At 36.2% G+C, this 18017-nt stretch carries 18 protein-coding genes; 14 read left to right on the top strand and 4 right to left on the bottom strand.

Annotated elements, in window-relative coordinates:
* The first annotated feature begins 124 nt into the window (after nt 1-124).
* The 4 genes from GMD78_RS15585 to GMD78_RS15570 are packed head-to-tail and all read left to right on the top strand — an operon-like array spanning nt 125 to nt 3489.
* The gene (locus GMD78_RS15585) at nt 125-1285 is read left to right on the top strand and encodes a M20 family metallopeptidase (protein WP_155669919.1); all 1161 of its coding nucleotides are present in this window, start codon (nt 125-127) and stop codon (nt 1283-1285) included.
* A gap of 15 nt (nt 1286-1300) precedes the next feature.
* Nucleotides 1301-2083, top strand: a complete 783-nt coding sequence (locus GMD78_RS15580) for a transporter substrate-binding domain-containing protein (RefSeq protein WP_155669917.1) — start codon at nt 1301-1303, stop codon at nt 2081-2083.
* Between the two features lie 31 nt (nt 2084-2114).
* The gene (locus GMD78_RS15575) at nt 2115-2774 is read left to right on the top strand and encodes an amino acid ABC transporter permease (protein WP_155669915.1); all 660 of its coding nucleotides are present in this window, start codon (nt 2115-2117) and stop codon (nt 2772-2774) included.
* Complete coding sequence (locus GMD78_RS15570; RefSeq protein WP_343042373.1) at nt 2767-3489, top strand: amino acid ABC transporter ATP-binding protein; 723 nt, start codon at nt 2767-2769, stop codon at nt 3487-3489. Before GMD78_RS15575 ends, GMD78_RS15570 begins: the two co-directional genes overlap by 8 nt.
* Nucleotides 3490-3615: 126 nt before the next feature.
* Here the strand turns inward: GMD78_RS15570 and GMD78_RS15565 are convergent, their stop codons facing one another.
* Together GMD78_RS15565 and trhO are read right to left on the bottom strand one after the other, a co-directional pair.
* Nucleotides 3616-4095: a glutathione peroxidase gene (locus GMD78_RS15565; protein WP_155669913.1), complete on the bottom strand. Its 480-nt coding sequence runs from the start codon at nt 4093-4095 to the stop codon at nt 3616-3618.
* Nucleotides 4096-4268: 173 nt separating this feature from the next.
* Nucleotides 4269-5249, bottom strand: a complete 981-nt coding sequence (gene trhO / locus GMD78_RS15560) for an oxygen-dependent tRNA uridine(34) hydroxylase TrhO (protein WP_155669911.1) — start codon at nt 5247-5249, stop codon at nt 4269-4271.
* Between the two features lie 338 nt (nt 5250-5587).
* Here trhO and GMD78_RS15555 point away from each other — a divergent pair, with 338 nt between their 5' ends.
* From GMD78_RS15555 to GMD78_RS15545, 3 genes are all read left to right on the top strand, one after another.
* Entirely contained in the window at nt 5588-5785 is a 198-nt protein-coding gene (locus GMD78_RS15555; protein WP_090867773.1) for a cold shock domain-containing protein, read from the top strand.
* Between the two features lie 183 nt (nt 5786-5968).
* Nucleotides 5969-6649, top strand: a complete 681-nt coding sequence (locus GMD78_RS15550; protein ID WP_155669909.1) for a class I SAM-dependent methyltransferase — start codon at nt 5969-5971, stop codon at nt 6647-6649.
* 1 nt (nt 6650) lies between these two features.
* Nucleotides 6651-6947, top strand: coding sequence for a hypothetical protein (locus GMD78_RS15545; RefSeq protein WP_155669907.1), 297 nt, complete (start codon nt 6651-6653; stop codon nt 6945-6947).
* On the opposite strand, the gene GMD78_RS15540 is transcribed toward GMD78_RS15545, so the two are convergent.
* The gene (locus tag GMD78_RS15540) at nt 6944-7819 is read right to left on the bottom strand and encodes an NAD(P)-dependent oxidoreductase (RefSeq protein ID WP_155669905.1); all 876 of its coding nucleotides are present in this window, start codon (nt 7817-7819) and stop codon (nt 6944-6946) included. The genes GMD78_RS15545 and GMD78_RS15540 overlap by 4 nt on opposite strands.
* An 80-nt stretch (nt 7820-7899) precedes the next feature.
* On the opposite strand from GMD78_RS15540, the gene GMD78_RS15535 reads away from it, so the two are divergent.
* Together GMD78_RS15535 and GMD78_RS15530 are read left to right on the top strand one after the other, a co-directional pair.
* Nucleotides 7900-8349, top strand: a complete 450-nt coding sequence (locus GMD78_RS15535) for a GNAT family N-acetyltransferase (protein WP_155669903.1) — start codon at nt 7900-7902, stop codon at nt 8347-8349.
* Between the two features lie 93 nt (nt 8350-8442).
* Nucleotides 8443-9132 (top strand): TraR/DksA C4-type zinc finger protein, encoded by a 690-nt coding sequence (locus GMD78_RS15530; RefSeq protein ID WP_155669901.1) that lies wholly within the window; start codon nt 8443-8445, stop codon nt 9130-9132.
* 202 nt (nt 9133-9334) lie between these two features.
* Here GMD78_RS15530 and GMD78_RS15525 read toward each other — a convergent pair whose 3' ends face one another.
* Complete coding sequence (locus GMD78_RS15525) at nt 9335-10612, bottom strand: S1C family serine protease (protein ID WP_155669899.1); 1278 nt, start codon at nt 10610-10612, stop codon at nt 9335-9337.
* Nucleotides 10613-10775: 163 nt separating this feature from the next.
* Here GMD78_RS15525 and GMD78_RS15520 point away from each other — a divergent pair, with 163 nt between their 5' ends.
* The 5 genes from GMD78_RS15520 to treP all read left to right on the top strand — a co-directional run bounded on the left by GMD78_RS15520 (nt 10776) and on the right by treP (nt 18010).
* Nucleotides 10776-11459, top strand: coding sequence for a response regulator transcription factor (locus GMD78_RS15520; protein ID WP_155669897.1), 684 nt, complete (start codon nt 10776-10778; stop codon nt 11457-11459).
* Nucleotides 11460-11464: 5 nt separating this feature from the next.
* The gene (locus tag GMD78_RS15515; RefSeq protein WP_155669895.1) at nt 11465-12799 is read left to right on the top strand and encodes a sensor histidine kinase; all 1335 of its coding nucleotides are present in this window, start codon (nt 11465-11467) and stop codon (nt 12797-12799) included.
* An 86-nt stretch (nt 12800-12885) separates the two neighbouring features.
* A complete protein-coding gene (typA, locus tag GMD78_RS15510) occupies nt 12886-14715 on the top strand; it encodes a translational GTPase TypA (protein WP_155669893.1) in 1830 nt (609 codons plus the stop codon).
* A gap of 84 nt (nt 14716-14799) precedes the next feature.
* Nucleotides 14800-15879, top strand: a complete 1080-nt coding sequence (locus GMD78_RS15505) for a PQQ-dependent sugar dehydrogenase (protein WP_343042372.1) — start codon at nt 14800-14802, stop codon at nt 15877-15879.
* A gap of 190 nt (nt 15880-16069) precedes the next feature.
* Entirely contained in the window at nt 16070-18010 is a 1941-nt protein-coding gene (gene treP / locus GMD78_RS15500) for a PTS system trehalose-specific EIIBC component (RefSeq protein WP_343042371.1), read from the top strand.
* Nucleotides 18011-18017: the final 7 nt, after the last annotated feature.

Raw genomic sequence — 18017 nt, 5'->3', positions numbered from 1 at the left:
TTTGAGGAAGGAGTCTTTTCTACCAAGATCGATAAAAAATTTTATAAAAACTATTGCGTATGATTATTAATATGTGGTATAAATATACACATGAATTAATAAATATACAAAAAGGTGAATAAATATGAGAGAGAAACTGATTCGAGAACTACACAACATAGAACCTAACCTCATTCGAATGAGTGACCACCTATACGCCAATCCGGAACTAGGTGATCAAGAATTTAATTCGATGGAGTTATTATCAGATTATCTAAAAGAACATCATTTTGAAGTTCAAAAGGGTATAGTAGACCGACCAACAGCTTTTAAGGCTGTATTTAACAGTAATAAACCAGGTCCAACGATTGCTTTGTTAGCAGAATACGATGCTTTGCCTGGAATTGGACATGGTTGTGGACATAATTTGATCGGTACAATGAGCGTCGGAGCAGGAATAGCACTTAGTAAGCTGTTGAATGATACTGGAGGAAGAGTTGTCGTTTTAGGCACACCTGCAGAAGAAACAAATGGAGCTAAGGTGCCCATGAGTGAACAGGGTGTTTTTGATGATATAGATGTCGCAATGATCCTTCACCCAGGTGACCAATCTTATGAAAGTGGAGATTCGCTTGCAATGGATGCGATCCAGTTTGCTTATACTGGAAAGTCTTCTCATGCTGCAGCATCACCTGAGAAAGGGATTAATGCTTTGGATAGTGTCATCCAAATGTTCAACGGAATTAATGCATTGCGTGAGCATCTTCCGACAGATGTACGAATCCACGGGATCATTTCAGAAGGTGGTCAAGCAGCTAATGTAGTACCAGATTATGCTGTTGCACAGTTTTATATTCGTGCAAAGGAACGCTATTACCTCAATGAGGTTGTCGAAAAGGTGAAAAACATCGCACATGGTGCTGCATTAATGACTGGGGCAACCGTAGAAATTAAAAACTATGAACTAAGCTACGATGATATGGTTACTAACCAAACACTATCTAATGCCTTTAACAAGAATTTAGAGGAATCAACAAAGCTACCAGTTCTACCTGCCAAACTAAGCTATGGTTCGATTGATATGGGGAATGTGAGTCAAGTTGTTCCAGCAATTCATCCATATATTGGGCTAAATGCGCCAGGTTTAGTTGCACATACAAAAGAATTTGCAGACCAAACAATTACACAAGATGGTCACAGAGCATTAGTAAATGGAGCATTAGCGTTGGCGAATACAGGATATGATATTTTAACAGATTCAAAGTTATTACAAACTATTAAAACAGAATTTGAAGAAAATAACTAAAAGGGAGAGATTGATATGAAAAAAATAATGTTTCATTCTCTATTCGTAGTGTTTATGGTAAGTATGTTAGTTGCATGTGGTTCAGAAGGAGAGGATACAACATCTGCCTCTAATGATTCCGAGGACAAGGAAATACTAAAAATGGCAACGTCAGCTGATTTTCCTCCATTTGAATCCTATGATACAGAAGGAAACTTTGAAGGATTTGATATTGAATTAGCACATGCAATTGCGAATGAATTAGGATATGATCTGGAAATCGAAGATATGAATTTCGATGGTCTAATTGGAGCATTACAAGCAGGACGTGTAGATATGGTTATGGCGGGTATGAGTGCTACCGAAGAACGTAGTAAGAATGTTGACTTTTCTAAGGAATACCACCGTTCAGGAGAAATGCTGATTTCTAAACCTGATGCAGAGGTTAATAGTTTAGAAGACTTAGAAGGGAAAATTGTTGGTGTGCAATTAGGAACAATTCAAGAAGAAGGTGCAGAAACGTTAAGTGAAGAATACGGGTTTGAAGTGAAAAAAGTAGATGATTCAAGTGTTTTAGTTCAGGAATTAAATTCAAATCGTATTGATGTAGCTTATATGGATAAAACCGTAGCGGTAGGTTATATGGATTCCCAAGGTTTTGTTGGATTTGATGACCCAACAACAAGTTCACCTGGAATGGGGATTGCGTTTCCTAAAGGAAGTGAACTAGTTGAAGAAGTAAATGCTATTTTAGAAGAGTTAGAAGCAAGCGGAAAAATAGATGAGCTGAAGGATCAATGGTTATCAGAATATGAATAAGGAAGGCAACTAGAAGGTGAGGTGTTAAGGCATGAATTTGGACTTTAGCCAAATCGTGCCTTATGTTCCTTTTATACTTGAAGGAATATGGGCTACATTAAAATTTGTAAGTGTATCAATTGTATTCGGACTAATATTAGGTATTGTGTTGGCCTTGTGCAAAATTACGAAAAAACCATTTATAAAATGGCTAGCAGATGCATACACGTCAATCTTTCGTGGAACTCCACTTATATTGCAATTATGGATTATTTATTTTGCGGTACCACAATTAACAGGGTATGATATTGAAATATTTTTATCAGCAGTATTAGCATTTGGGTTGAATTCGGCAGCTTATGTGTCCGAAATAATACGAGCTGGGATATTGGCAGTTGATAAAGGGCAAACAGAAGCAGCGGAGGCACTAGGTGTTCCATACAAACCAATGATGATAAACATCATCCTCCCCCAAGCCCTGAAAAATATATTACCTGCATTAATGAATGAATTTATTACATTAACGAAGGAATCTGCTCTAGTAGCAACGATAGGATATATGGATATTATGCGTCGAGCTCAGATAGTTGGTGCTGATATATACCGTAATTTTGAGCCACTATTACTCGCAGGAGTTATTTATTGGGTGATGATTTTTATCCTTACAAGACTTGGTAGTGCTGTGGAACGGAGGATGAGACAAAGTGATTAGTACACAGGATATTACGAAAAAATTCGGAGATAATACCGTTCTAAAAAATATTACTGCCACTATTGGGCAGGGAGAAGTAGTAGCTGTTATCGGTCCGTCTGGATCAGGTAAATCAACCTTTTTGAGATGTCTCAATCTTTTGGAACAGCCGTCTTCAGGAAAGGTTTGGTTTCAAGACCAAGAAATTACTAACTCCAAAATAAACAAAATGGAAATCAGAAAAAACATTGGTATGGTTTTTCAACATTTCCATTTGTTCCCACATATGACCGTTTTGGAGAATGTAACGTATGCTCCAATCAAAGTAAAGAAATTAAAAAGAGAGCAAGCGAATGAAGTTGGAAAAGAACTGTTAGCGAAAGTCGGGCTCACGGATAAAGAAGCATCCTATCCGAATCGTTTATCAGGTGGTCAAAAACAACGTGTTGCAATTGCACGAGCCTTGGCAATGGATCCAGATGTGATGCTTTTTGATGAACCTACATCAGCACTAGATCCAGAAATGGTAAAAGAAGTACTGGATGTCATGAAGGATCTTACTCAAACAGGTATGACGATGGTCGTTGTTACCCATGAGATGAATTTCGCTCGTGAAGTTGCAGATCGAATCATGTTTTTAGATGATGGAAAATTGATGGAGGAAGGAGAACCTGAGTCTTTCTTTATGAAGCCCAAAACAGAAAGAGCAAAAGATTTCCTGGATAAGGTGTTATAATTAAAACACTCTGTGAGTAATAAATATCACAGAGTGTTTTTTGCAGCTAGGAATGTGTAAACTTTCCTATCCTGCATACGTGCAGCTTTGCATTCCACTATAAAGGCATGGTGAATGCAACGTTTTTTAGCTATTTAACGATTTTTCTATATCATTTGCTATGGTTTCAGGTTTGGTTTGTGGTGCATATCGATCAATAACCTGTCCATTTTTATCCACTAAAAACTTGGTGAAATTCCATTTGATTTCTTTGGTTAGTAAACCTTTTGCCTCATGTGTTAAATAATTGAATAGAGGATGTACATTTTCACCTTTTACATCTACTTTACTAAACATTTGAAAGGTGACGCCATAATTTTTTTGACAAAAGCTTTGGATTTCTTCATTTGAACCAGGATCCTGACTTCCGAATTGATTACATGGAAAACCTAACACTTCAAAACCTTTGTCCTTATATGTATCGAAGAGGTTTTGTAACCCTTCTAACTGAGGAGTAAATCCACATTCACTTGCGGTATTAACAATAAGTAGTACTTTTTCTTTATAATCAGCTAGTGACTTTTCTGTTCCATCGATCGTAGTTGCGGAAAAATCGTAGACACTCATGTTTATTCCTCCCTTTTAAATAAGAATAGCAAGATATTGATTTAAAATCAAAGTAGTCCTTGGAAAACGTATCTAGACCAATTATTATAGAAACGATTTGTTAAAAGCTCTAAAAAAACTGGACTCCAATTGTTGGTAATATCCAACAAAGGGAGTCCAGTTGTGTACAAACTTTATGCTTCTTGTTTAACGTGGTCTTCTTCAGCTATAACATCTAATCTGCGTTGAATCTCTTCTTGAGTTAAGTTATGCTCTTTTACATATAGGTTTCGTGGGCTTACACGGCAATCGTGTGTACATCCACGCATATATTTATGCTCATTTTCTTCTGAGCAGAGAATTTGTTTATTACATTCAGGATTTGCACAATTTACATAGCGTTCACATGGTTGACCGTCGAAGTAGTCTTTTCCAACAACGACATGTTCTTTTTGGTTGACTGGAACAGAAAGACGCTCGTCAAACACGTAGCATTGTCCATCCCATAGTTCGCCTTGAACCTCAGGATCTTTACCATATGTCACAATACCGCCGTGAAGCTGTGCAACATCTTCAAAACCTTCTTTTATCATCCACCCAGTGAATTTTTCACAACGGATTCCACCAGTACAATACATAAGAACTTTTTTACCTTCAATTAAATGTTTATTTTCACGAACCCAATCGGGTAAATCACGAAACGTTTTGATATCAGGATTAATTGCACCACGGAAATGGCCTAATTCATATTCGTAATCGTTACGAGTATCAATAACAACCGTATCTTCACGTTGCATTGCTTCATACCATTCTTTTGGATTTAGCTTTTCACCAGTTAGTTCTTGTGGACTCACATCTTCTTCTTCATCCAAACGAAGAGTAACTAATTCTTTGCGAGGACGCACGTGCATTTTCTTGAATGCATGTCCATCATGTTCATCTACTTTGAATACAATACCATCAAAACGAGGATCATTTCTCATCGCTTCCATGTACTTGTTTGTGTTTTCTACTGTACCAGAAACGGTGCCATTGATCCCTTCTTTGGCAACAAGGATTCTTCCTTTTAGTTCCATGTCTTTGCAGAACTTAAGATGTTGATCAGCAAAAGTTTCCGGATCCTCGATGTCTGTGTAATGATAATACAGTAGTACTCTGTAATCTTTCTTTTCCATTTTATTACCACCTATCCATTCATATTTGCAAGATATAAATGTTTGGTAGTCGATATTCATTTTTATAATCTTGCAAGAGTATATTTTATCAAAAAAAACATGGGTTTTCAACATGTCAATAGTGATAACTTATAACTACATAATATTCATAAGAAATTAATTATTTTTTTATAAATTACAAAGTGATTTGCTTGCATTTTTTTTCATAAAAAGGTAAAGTTAAAAGTGCAAAAGGAAATTGAAATTTGTAATACTTTACGATCTCTTTAACAAGTGGTGTAAAAGTATTAATGATTCAATTATACTTTGCACGATATTTGTATAAGGAGGTCATTTTAATGACTGGTAAAGTAAAATGGTTTAACGCAGAAAAAGGTTTCGGTTTCATCGAGCGCGAAGACGGAGACGATGTATTCGTACATTTCTCAGCTATCAATGCAGAAGGTTTCAAAACTCTTGAAGAAGGTCAAGACGTAGAATTTGAAATCGTTGAAGGTAACCGCGGACCACAAGCAGCTAACGTAACTCGTCTATAATTAATAAATAATAAAATCGAAAGGCTTATCTCTTAGGGGGTAAGTCTTTTTTTGGCAGATAGGAGGCATAGACTTTCCTATTCTTTAATAAGTGGAACTAAGGCATTTACCATGATGGCATGGCAAATGCAAAGTTATGTAAGCTATAATAAATAAATCGAATAATGCTTAAGGGGAGATGACATGGCTAAGTTTGATTGGCATAGTGTCGCAAAGGAACAATGGGATCAACAAGCTCAGTTTTGGAATAAGCGCAGCACCAATATGTGGGACAACGGCAGCCGAAAAGATATTATACCGTTTGTTGAAAAGTATAATAAAAGTGGAAGTGACATATTAGATGTTGGGTGTGGAGATGGCTATGGTTCTTTTAAGCTTCAACAATTAGGATACAATGTCACCGGAGTTGATATCTCTTCAGAAATGATTTCAAAGGCAATGCAACGTACAAAAAATATTTCTTTTATACAAAGTGACATGAATGAATTACCTTTTGAATCTGGAAAGTTTGATGGAATTATGTGTATAAATGTATTAGAGTGGACAGAAGTTCCTGCAAACTCCTTGCAAGAGCTAAAACGTGTATTAAAAAATGATGGTTATGTATGTGTTGGTATACTCGGTCCAACTGCAGGTCCAAGGTCAAATGGATATCCGCGATTATATGGTAATGATACGATCAGTAACACTATGATGCCATGGGAGTTTGGTATGTTAGCAAAGGAAAAGGGTTTTACACATATTGATGGCTTTGGTGTATATAAGCAAGGGGTTACCGAAAGAAATTACCAGGATCTACCTGTAGAATTAAAACAAGCATTAACATTTATGTGGGTATTTATGTTACAGAAGGTTGGGGATTAATTTGGATAAAAAAGAGATGGAACAACGAGTAATTGAAAGTTATAAAAGTGATGAGAAAATAATGATTTTAGTTTATGCACAGTGGTGTATTAACAATAATATTGATCCAGTGAAATTATATGAAGAAGCGTATCCATCTCAGATGAAAAATCAAGCATTAGTGGATGCGATGGAATTAACCGTTCCCAAAAAAGAATCTGAAGAAATTCCTGATCAAACGGTATTAAATGTCTTGCAGCTTTTTGGGAACGATGATTTAGCTTTCCTTGTTCAGCATGAAATAGATAAGTGTAATTAATTCTCGAACAGCTTAATTAGTGCTTGAGTTCCGCTATCTTCTTCCCCTTTATCTGCTAATTCCTTATACAGTTCAAGGGAAAGGGATAGTCCAGGTGTAGATAATCCCATTTCTTGCGCTGATTCCAGGGCTATGGTCATGTCCTTAATAAAATGTTTTACATAAAATCCTGGTGTAAAATCACCTTGAATCATACGAGGACCAAGCTTTGATAAAGAGAAACTACCTGCTGCTCCTGTTGTTATACTCTCAAGTACCCGTTCTGGATTAAGTCCAGCTTTTTTTGCATACATAATGGCTTCACAAACGCCAATCATATTGGAGGCAATTGTAATTTGGTTACTTAGTTTTGTATGCTGACCGGCTCCGGCTGACCCTTGTAAAATAATATTTTCACCAAGGACATTAAAAACAGGTAATAAAGTATTAAATGCAGATTGATCCCCGCCTACCATAATAGCTAGCTTACCACTTTTGGCACCGATATCACCACCGGATACAGGAGCATCCAGAGCGAAGATGCCTTTAGATTTAGCTTGTTTGTAAATATCAATAGCCAAGGATGGTTTAGAAGTTGTCATATCAACAACAAATGATCCTTTTTTTGCATGTTCTAATATACCGTTGGCTCCAAAATATATTTCTTCAACATCAGTTGGGTAGCCGACGATTGTAATAATAACATCTGAGTCTTTTGCTACTTCAGCTACTGAGTCTTTCCATATTGTTCCATTCTTTATCAGATCTAATGCTTTAGACTTTGTTCGTGTGTATATATGGACCGTGTATCCAGCTGCCTGTAAGTTTTTAACCATACTCTTACCCATTACGCCAGTCCCGATAAAGCCTATTTTTGATTGTTTTGTTAACATATACGATCCCTCCATGAAAATAAATCACTATAATTTATTTCGACATTCGTTATATAATATCCTTCAAGGGAGTGAGTAAGATGGAATGGAACATAAAAGAATTCAATGAATTACCTAATGATGAATTATATGAACTGCTAAAGGCACGGATAGATGTATTTGTGGTTGAACAGAATTGTCCTTATCCTGAATTAGATAATTATGATCAGCAATCACTTCATTACTACTTAAAGGTGAATAATGAAATTGCAGCTATTGTTCGTTTGTTACCAAAAGGATTGAAATACAAGAATGCTGCTTCCATTGGACGAGTTATGGTAGTTAAAAAATTTCGCGGCAATGGATATGCAAAAGAATTGATGCTCAAAGCAATTGACTATATTTCGAATGAATGGGGAACAGATAAAATTAAAATCCAAGCCCAAGTTTACTTGAGGGAATTTTATGGTTCTTTAGGTTTTGAACAAATTTCAGAGGAATATTTAGAGGATGATATTCCACATATTGACATGCTTCGAATACGAAAATAGAGAATCATAACAGTGCTTTTACACATAGTATAATTAGCAACCTTTTTCAATCATGCATTTACGGTAGTTTGTTTTTAAGGGAGGCTAATTGATATGATTTCAAGGGAACAATTGAGTCAATTTAAACAAGCATTGTTAGCTCGGCAAAATGAATTAATCAATCATGTTCAGGATCATTTTGGATTAGATTTTGAATTGGTGAAGGAATCGATGAGTGAACTGTCCAATTATGATAACCATCCAGCAGATTTAGGTACGGAATTATACGAAAGAGAAAAAGATGTGGCTTTAAATGAACATGCTGAACAAGAACTTGAAGAAATAAACAAAGCACTACATGCGATCGAAGAAGGAACATATGGGATTTGTAGCAAGTGTGGGGCGGATATTCCTGTTGAACGGTTGGAAGCAGTACCTACAGCAGACCGATGTGTAGAGCATGCTAATGATGATACCTTTGAGAGCAATCGACCTGTTGAAGAAGGAGTTTTTAGTCCTAATATTAATCCTGACGAAGTTACGCAAGAGGAACAAGTTGGGTATGATGCAGAAGATGCTTATCAAGAGGTGAGCCAATATGGTACATCAGAAACGGCGGCTGACTTCTATGGTGATCAGGATCAATACAATGAAATGTATCCAAATGCTGATGAGATTGTAAGTAGTGCTGAAAATATTGAAGAATTTTTAGCAGCAGATGAACACGGAAATTTTACTGGTGTTACACCAAATCATAATAAGTATGAAGAAGAATATGATGAAGAGTTTGGTGAAACAGAATAAATTGATAGCAAAAAAGAATCCTTTCCATTCGAAAGGATTCTTTTTCTGTATGATCAAGCAAACAGGGTGAGTTAGAGAGAAGGCTTTTTATTATTAGGTTTGGGAGTACGAAAGAAAATAAATCCAACTAAAAGTTAGAGTACATTCTTCCAAAAAAGCAACAATCAAAAATCTCGTAAAAAAAGAAGGGAGTCCTCCCTTCCTAAATGGATTCTCTTTCTGTTAGCTTTAACTCGATATCATGTTTCTCACCATTTCTGTATATCTCTAATGTGACCGTATCACCAATAGTTGTTTGGGAATACATATATTTTCGTAATTCAAGAATAGAAGTGACTTCTTTATCATTAATTTTCGTAATAACATCAAATTGTTGTAGCCCCGCTTGATCTGCAGGTGAACCAGTCTCTACATCCGCAATAACCATGCCTTCTTCTATTTCTTCAGGTAGAACAATATTATGTCGATATTGTGGTGGTACCTGATTCAATGTAGTAGTACTAATTCCGATAAACGGTCGAGTAACTTCACCATTTGTTTCTAGTTGTTCCATTATTGGTAAAGCAGCATCAATGGGTATTGCAAATCCGATTCCTTCAACCTCATTTCTAGCAACCTTCATGGAATTAATTCCAATGACGTTTCCTTCAGCATCGACTAATGCCCCACCACTATTACCAGGATTGATAGCAGCATCAGTTTGGATAACCTCCGTTATCCAATCTGCAGCACCGTCACCATTAGTATCAACACTAACGGAACGGTCTTTGCCACTAATGATTCCTTTTGTAAGTGAGTTAGCAAACTCCATACCAAGTGGATTTCCGATAGCTAGAACTGTTTCACCAATTTTTATTTCTTCAGAGGAACCTAAATTGGCTACTTTGTTAATTTGGCTACCATCCACCTCTAATATTGCTAAATCAGTTAATTCGTCTGTTCCTAATACCTTTGCAGATAATCGTTCTTCACTCGTTAAAACTACTTCAACTTCTTCAGCTCCATCGACAACATGTTGGTTAGTAACAATATAGGCTTTGCCATCTTGTTTTTTATAGATAATACCGGAGCCTGCTCCAGCTTCTTCATTTGATGTCCAGATACTTTGTCGTCTTAAATTAATTACACCAACTACTGCTTCTGATACCTCTTCAATATTTGAGGAAACAATTTCTTCATTATCAACGGACATGGTTGCTACGATTTCCGGATCATTCTGTTCCTCTAGTGGTAGTGAATTTGGATCATTATCTGCATCGGTTGGAACAATATTATTAGTAAATAGGATAGCCACTGTTACTGCTGAAATAATCCCCCCTACTATACCTGAGAATATATTATTGTATGAAGAAGTCCTTTTCTTCTTTGGTTGACTTGAAGATGTTATTGCCTGACTATGACCTGGGTCATCTGTCTTCTCTTCTATGTGTGTAGGGTCTATTTGATTTTCTTCCATCGGTTTATTTTCATCATGCTCCATGATATTCACCCTTTCATACGTGTTAGTTTTAGTATAACCAGCGATATTGTGATACCTTTGGAAATTTTGTGGAATAAATGTGTAAAACAGCTAAATTATTGTCCAATTATCAATAGTTGTGTAAAAATAAAATTAACATGTTAGTAGAGAGTGAGGTGCAAGTATGAATTATCATATTGGCATTGTGGAAGATGATCCAAATATCCAAAATATCGTTTCTGCTTTTTTAAAAAAGGAAGGTTTTGAAGTAACCATTCTTAACTCGGCAGAAGAAGGCTTACAGCTTTGGTCGGAAAACCCACCAGATATGTGGATATTAGATATTATGCTTCCTGGTATGGATGGATATGAGTTCTGCAAGAAAATTCGTAATGAAAGTAATGTACCAATTATCATCATTTCTGCTAAAGATGAAGAGATTGATAAAATATTAGGTCTTGAATTGGGTGGGGATGATTACTTAACCAAACCTTTCAGTCCAAGGGAATTAGTTGCTCGTGTTAAACGATTATTTAAGCGAACAACACCTTCTATTACACCTCACGAAGATCAAGAAAAAGTAAAGGTTGGTCCATTAGTAATTTACAAAAATGACCGGCGATTATTTTGGGATGGTATGGAACAAGATGTGACAACAAAGGAATTTGATATGATTCTTTTGTTTGCAGAAAATGTAAATCGTGCTTTTTCACGAGAAGAATTATTAGTGAAAGTATGGGGAGAGGACTACTTTGGTAGTGATCGAGCTGTAGATGATTTAGTAAAACGAATTCGAAAAAAATTCGCAGAAATGCCACTTGAAACGGTATGGGGATATGGTTATCGACTGCGATTTAATGAGGAATAATTAGTATGAAACTTCAATATCAGTTAAATGCAGCTTTTACTGCTTTACTAATTGTTATTATGGCAGTAACAGGCTATGTCATTTACTCACTAATTTTAGATTTATTAATTGAGGATGAACGAAGACAACTAGAGCAAAAAGGCGAAATTATTGTAAATGTGCTGAATGAGACGTACAGAACTCAAGAGGATGTTCAACAATTTAATGATTTCTTACAGGATCAGGATCTCCAGTTGTTCTTATATGATCGCAGGCAAAATAAAGTCCTTTTGTCAACAATGTCTAATGAAGTTGTTAATGGTTTTTTTATGAATAATGATTTTTCAGATACTACTGAAGATCTTTGGGAGTATGGGAATGATAAGTTTGTAACATCACGGATTCTTTTCTATCCAGAAACGTTAGGAATGGAACTGATCCTTTTAACCCCATTGCGAGACATTCAAAATGTACAGCAAAATTTTATCCAACGTATGTTAATTGTATTTCTTGTAGGTTCATTAGTTATCGTTTCACTTAGTTATTTCTTAACCAATAAACTAGTCACGCCACTTACTCGTTTGAAGCAACAATTAAAGAAAATTGAAAAACGGAAATTCGAAGAGATTGAACCAATTAAAGCAACAGGTGAAATAAAAGAAGTTGCACAAAGTGTCTATGATATGGCAAATGAATTACAGCGATATATAAATTCGCAACAGACATTTTTTCAAAATGCAAGTCATGAATTAAAAACGCCACTAATGACAATTCAAGGATATGCAGAAGGGATAAAAGATCATATTTTTGATGAAAAGGACGAAGAAAAAGGTTTAGAGGTTATGGTGAAAGAAGTAAACAGATTGAAGAAAATAATAAATGAGATGATATTACTTGCTAAGTTAGAAAGTGAGCAGTCTGTTTACAATCCTACAAAAGTTAGCGCTAAAGTTCTTATTGAGGAAATTATTGATCGAATTTTACCGGTGGCAAATGAAAATGAGTTACAAATTAAACATAATGACGTAGAAGATATAACGTTACTTGTCGATGAGGAAAAAATGTTACAAGCATTATTAAATTTGAGCTTTAATGGAATTCGTCATGCTAAATCACAATTGCATATTACGGTCACTAGTCCATCGAAACAAACAGCCAATATCATAATAGAAGATGATGGTGAAGGGATTGCAGATGATTTAATCCCACATATTTTTCATCGTTTTGTGAAAGGTAAGAATGGAGAAACAGGTTTAGGATTAGCGATTGCTCGAGCAATTGTTGAGCAATCAGGTGGGAAGATTGAAGTTGGTAAGTCTCAGCTTGGTGGAGCGAAGTTTACGATACAATTATATGTATAAAATTGAAATATATAAGACAGTTTTAAAAGTATATGATATAATTGTATGGTTTGAACCATTTCGTGATGAAAGAGGAGCGTACTTTTATGCAATTAAGAGAAGATATTCGTAATATCGCAATAATCGCCCATGTAGACCATGGTAAAACAACCCTTGTTGACCAGTTATTAAAATACTCTGGTACTTTTCGTGAGAATGAACAAGTGGATGAGCGTGCGATGGACTCGGACGATATAGAACGTGAACGTGGTATAACTATTTTAGCTAAAAATACAGCAATTAACTATAATGATACAAGAATCAATATTTTAGATACACCAGGTCACGCCGATTTTGGCGGTGAAGTGGAACGTATCATGAAAATGGTTGATGGTGTTGCACTAGTGGTTGATGCTTATGAAGGAACGATGCCACAAACTCGTTTCGTGTTAAAGAAAGCATTGGAACAAAAATTAACACCAATCGTTATTTTAAATAAAATAGACCGTCCTAATGCTAGACCATCTGAAGTTATTGATGAAGTTTTAGACTTATTTATTGAACTTGGAGCAGATGATGATCAGTTAGAATTCCCTGTAGTTTATGCATCGGCATTAAACGGTACATCTGGACACGAGCCCCAAGAGCAGGAAGAAACGATGGATCCAGTATTTACTACCATTTTAGATCATATCCCTGCACCAGTTGATACAAGTAGTGAGCCATTACAATTCCAAATTACATTACTTGATTACAATGATTATGTAGGTCGAGTTGGTATTGGACGTGTCGTTCGTGGGTCGATTAAAGTTGGCCAACAAGTTGTAGTAATGAAAAAAGACGGATCAACAAAGGCTTTCCGAATTAGTAAATTATTTGGTTTCTTTGGCTTGAAGCGTGTGGAAATTGAAGAAGCGGTATCTGGTGATATTGTTGCTATTTCCGGATTAGATGATATTAATGTTGGAGAAACAATTTGCCCGGTGGAACATCCTGAGGCATTGCCAATTTTAAGAATTGATGAACCTACATTGCAAATGACTTTCTTAGTGAATAATAGTCCTTTTGCTGGAAAAGAAGGTAAATTCATTACTTCTCGTAAAATCGAAGAACGTTTGATGAAACAACTGGAAACAGATGTTAGTTTACGTGTAGATCCAACAGAATCACCAGATGCTTGGGTAGTATCTGGACGTGGAGAACTTCATTTGTCCATCTTAATTGAAAACATGCGTCGTGAAGGATATGAGTTGCAACTATCCAAACCTCAAGTTATTATAAAAGAAATTGATGGTGTTGCATGTGAACCAGTAGAACGAGTACAAGTAGATGTACCAGAAGAGTATACAGGATCAGTCATGGAATCACTTGGTGAACGAAAAGGTGAAATGCTTGATATGGTTAATCACGGAAATGGACAAGTTCGTTTAGAATTTAAAGTTCCATCTCGTGGACTTATTGGGTATTCTACTGAATTCATGTCACAAACACGTGGATATGGTATTATTAATCACACATTTGAAGCATATGAGCCTTTGATAAAAGGGCAAGTTGGTGGCCGTCGTCAAGGTGTGTTGGTAAGCTTAGAAAACGGAAAAGCCTCCACATATGGAATTATGCAGTTGGAGGATCGCGGGGTTATATTTGTGGAGCCTGGCACAGATGTATATGCTGGAATGATCGTAGGAGAGCATAATCGTGATAATGATTTAACAGTTAATATTACGAAAGAAAAGCACTTAACGAATGTTCGTTCAGCAACTAAAGATCAAACCGTTACGATTCGAAAATCAAGAAATATGTCGTTAGAGGAGGCACTTCAATACTTAAACGATGATGAGTATTGTGAAGTAACGCCAGAATCGATTCGTTTACGTAAGAAAATATTAAACAAGAGTGAACGTGAAAAAGCGGCAAAACGTACGAAACTTGGTTAATTAAATATTCTTTCATGAGAGTCAGTCTCCGGAGTAAGAAAGGGGCTGACTCTTTTATTATATTCCACTATGTGTAAATTTCATGTGAAGGTGGTTAGTACTATTCGATATATACTAGTAATTTTATTTAGTATCTTTATCATAGGCTGTTCGGTTCTTGAGGAAGATACTGAAGAAAAGAAGGAACCATCAGAAGAAACAGACTTACCAGTAGAAGATTTTGATGTAATTGCTACAGAACTTCAAGAGCCATGGGAAATTGTATTATATGATGATGTATTTTATATAAGTGAACGTGGTGGAGCGATTGTAACGGTTAAAGATGGTGAACAACATCGTAAAGCAGTCCAATTAGAAAGGGATCTATCCAATCAACCAGAAGCTGGTTTGTTAGGAATAGCTTTTCCAAATGACTTTAATGGTACAGCTTATGCATATTACTCCTATCACGACGGGGATGCATTCTATCAGCGTGTAGTGAAAATTAAGGAGTTAGATAATCAATGGGAAGAAGTGGAAACACTTATCGACCATATTCCTGGTGGTCAATATCACCAAGGTGGAAGAATCGAAATAGGACCTGATCAAAAGCTATATATAACAACAGGAGATGCATCAAATCCTGAATTATCACAAGATCTTACTAGTTTAGCGGGTAAAATCCTTCGTATGAATTTGGATGGTAGCATTCCGCGCGATAATCCATTTGAAGACTCATATGTATTTTCCTATGGACATCGTAACCCGCAAGGACTAGCTTGGATAGATAATGAGTTGTATGCTACAGAACATGGAGATAGCGCACATGATGAAATTAATCGAATTAAAGGTGGAAATAATTATGGCTGGCCTATTATTCAAGGAGATCAAGAACAGGATGGGATGGAAACCCCTGTTGTTCATGCTGGAGAAGATACATGGGCACCATCTGGGCTGGCTTTTTATAAGGGGAAACTTTATTTTGCTTCATTACGGGGAGAAGCATTGCGTAAACTAAACCTTGAAACGATGGAAGTAGATACCGTTATTTCAGATGTTGGTCGCGTGCGGGATGTATTAGCAACAGAAACCGGACTCTATCTGATTACGAATAATACAGATGGTCGGGGAGATCCTACAGAAGATGATGATCGATTACTGTTTATACAAGAAATAGAAAACTAAAATGCTAAGGGCATCTTTACATGCCTTTAGCATTTTTTTGTTATGACTCCTTGTTAACAGGGAAGTATAATACATAATTCAATATCATTAGATAAAATAGTTGCCTAAACTTGTATATACAAGATATACTTTATTAGTTAACTTATATATACAAGTTAAAATGAAATCGCTTTAAGGAGGTAGTCTAATCGTGAGTAACGAGGGAATAAATAATGAAATATTACTATATGCTCCCTTAACGGGTATTACGAAAGGGATAGAAGAAGTTCCAGATCCAACGTTTTCACAAAAAATGATGGGTGATGGGATAGCCATTGAACCAACTGAAGGAAAAGTGGTTTCACCAATAGATGGTGAGGTTCTACAAGTTTTCCCTACCAAACATGCAGTCGGATTAGTAGGTAAGTCTGGTATTGAGGTATTAATTCATATAGGTTTAGAAACAGTTGATTTAAAAGGTGAAGGCTTTGAATCACATGTGAAGCAAGGAGATAAAGTTAAAGCTGGGGATCCATTAATTACCTTTGATTTAGATTATATTAAAGAAAAAGCGAAAAGTCATATTACTCCAATAATTATTACGAACGGTGATCAATTTGAAACATTACAAAAAACAAAAGAGAAAGATGTAATTGCACTAGACTCAGTTCTTCTTGGAACTGCGGTAAAAGGAGATTCAAAATCAGATGAAAGCGGAAAGATGAAAACGAAAACAAGTGTAATGCAATATAGCCAAGAAGCATTAGATATTGTTTCAGCGGTTGGTGGAGTCGAAAATATTAGTGCTGCAACGCATTGTGTTACACGCCTTCGATTTGCGCTTTTAGATGAGGAAAAAGTGGATGAACAAGCTTTAGAGAAAATGAGCTTAGTTAAAGGCTCTTTTTCAGCAAATGGACAATTCCAAATCGTAATTGGACAAGGTACAGTGGATAAAGTCTATCAAGCGATGGTAACAGAAACAGGAATACAAGAAGCTTCAAAAGAAGATGTAAAAGCTGCAGGTGGAAAAAATCAAAATCCAATACAACGGGGGATTAAAGTATTAGCTGATATTTTCATTCCAATATTACCGGCCATTGTTACTGCTGGTTTATTAATGGGTATTAATAATATTTTAGCTAACCCAGGGATTTTTGGTAGAGATGCGCCACCATTAATCGAAACCTATCCACAATGGGCTGGAATTGCTGATATGATTAATATTATTGCAAATACAGCATTTGTTTTCTTACCGGCACTAATTGGTTGGTCAGCTGTTAAAAGGTTTGGTGGACATGAATTATTAGGTGTCGTACTAGGACTAATTTTAGTTCATCCGGATTTGATGAATGCATGGGGCTATGGTTCTGCATTAACGGAGGGTGAGATCCCAACATGGAACTTGTTCGGGTTGGATGTTCAGAAAGTAGGGTATCAAGGCCAAGTATTACCGGTTTTATTTGCATCTTGGGTATTAGCTAAAATTGAGATTTTTCTTCGTAAACGAGTTGTCGATTCCTTGCAACTATTAGTAGTAGCACCTGTTGCTTTGTTAGTTACTGGTTTCTTAGCATTTATTATTATTGGACCAATTACATTTACAATTGGTAATTGGATTACCGAAGGATTAGTAACAATTTTTGATACAGTACCGATTATTGGCGGACTTGTTTATGGTGCAATATACGCACCACTAGTTATTACAGGTATGCATCACACCTTCCTTGCGGTGGATTTGCAATTATTAGGAAGCACAGGAACCACATTCTTATGGCCGATCCTCGCGCTATCTAATATCGCACAAGGTGCAGCTGTATTTGCAATTATGTTAGCTACTAGAGATGAAAATCTAAAAGGGTTAGCTGGAACATCGGGGATTTCTGCCTGGTTAGGTATAACAGAGCCTGCGATGTTTGGTGTGAACTTGCGTTATCGTTATCCTTTCATAGCTGCCATTATTGGTACATCAATTGCAGGTGCATTTATTACACTTCAAGGAGTAAAAGCTAACTCTATTGGGGTAGGCGGTATTCCAGCACCACTATCAATCGTTGCATCGAATTGGATACCGTTCTTAATTGGCATGGCAATCGTAATTGTAGTTCCATTTATCATTACGTATCTAATTGCAAAAGAAAAATTAAAATAACATGTTT

It is taken from the genome of Ornithinibacillus caprae, assembly GCF_009728145.1.
In the GTDB taxonomy this organism is placed as follows: Bacteria; Bacillota; Bacilli; order Bacillales; family Amphibacillaceae; genus Ornithinibacillus; species Ornithinibacillus caprae.
Note: the sequence above shows the minus strand (reverse complement) of the source record. Positions and strands in the feature narration are given on the sequence as shown.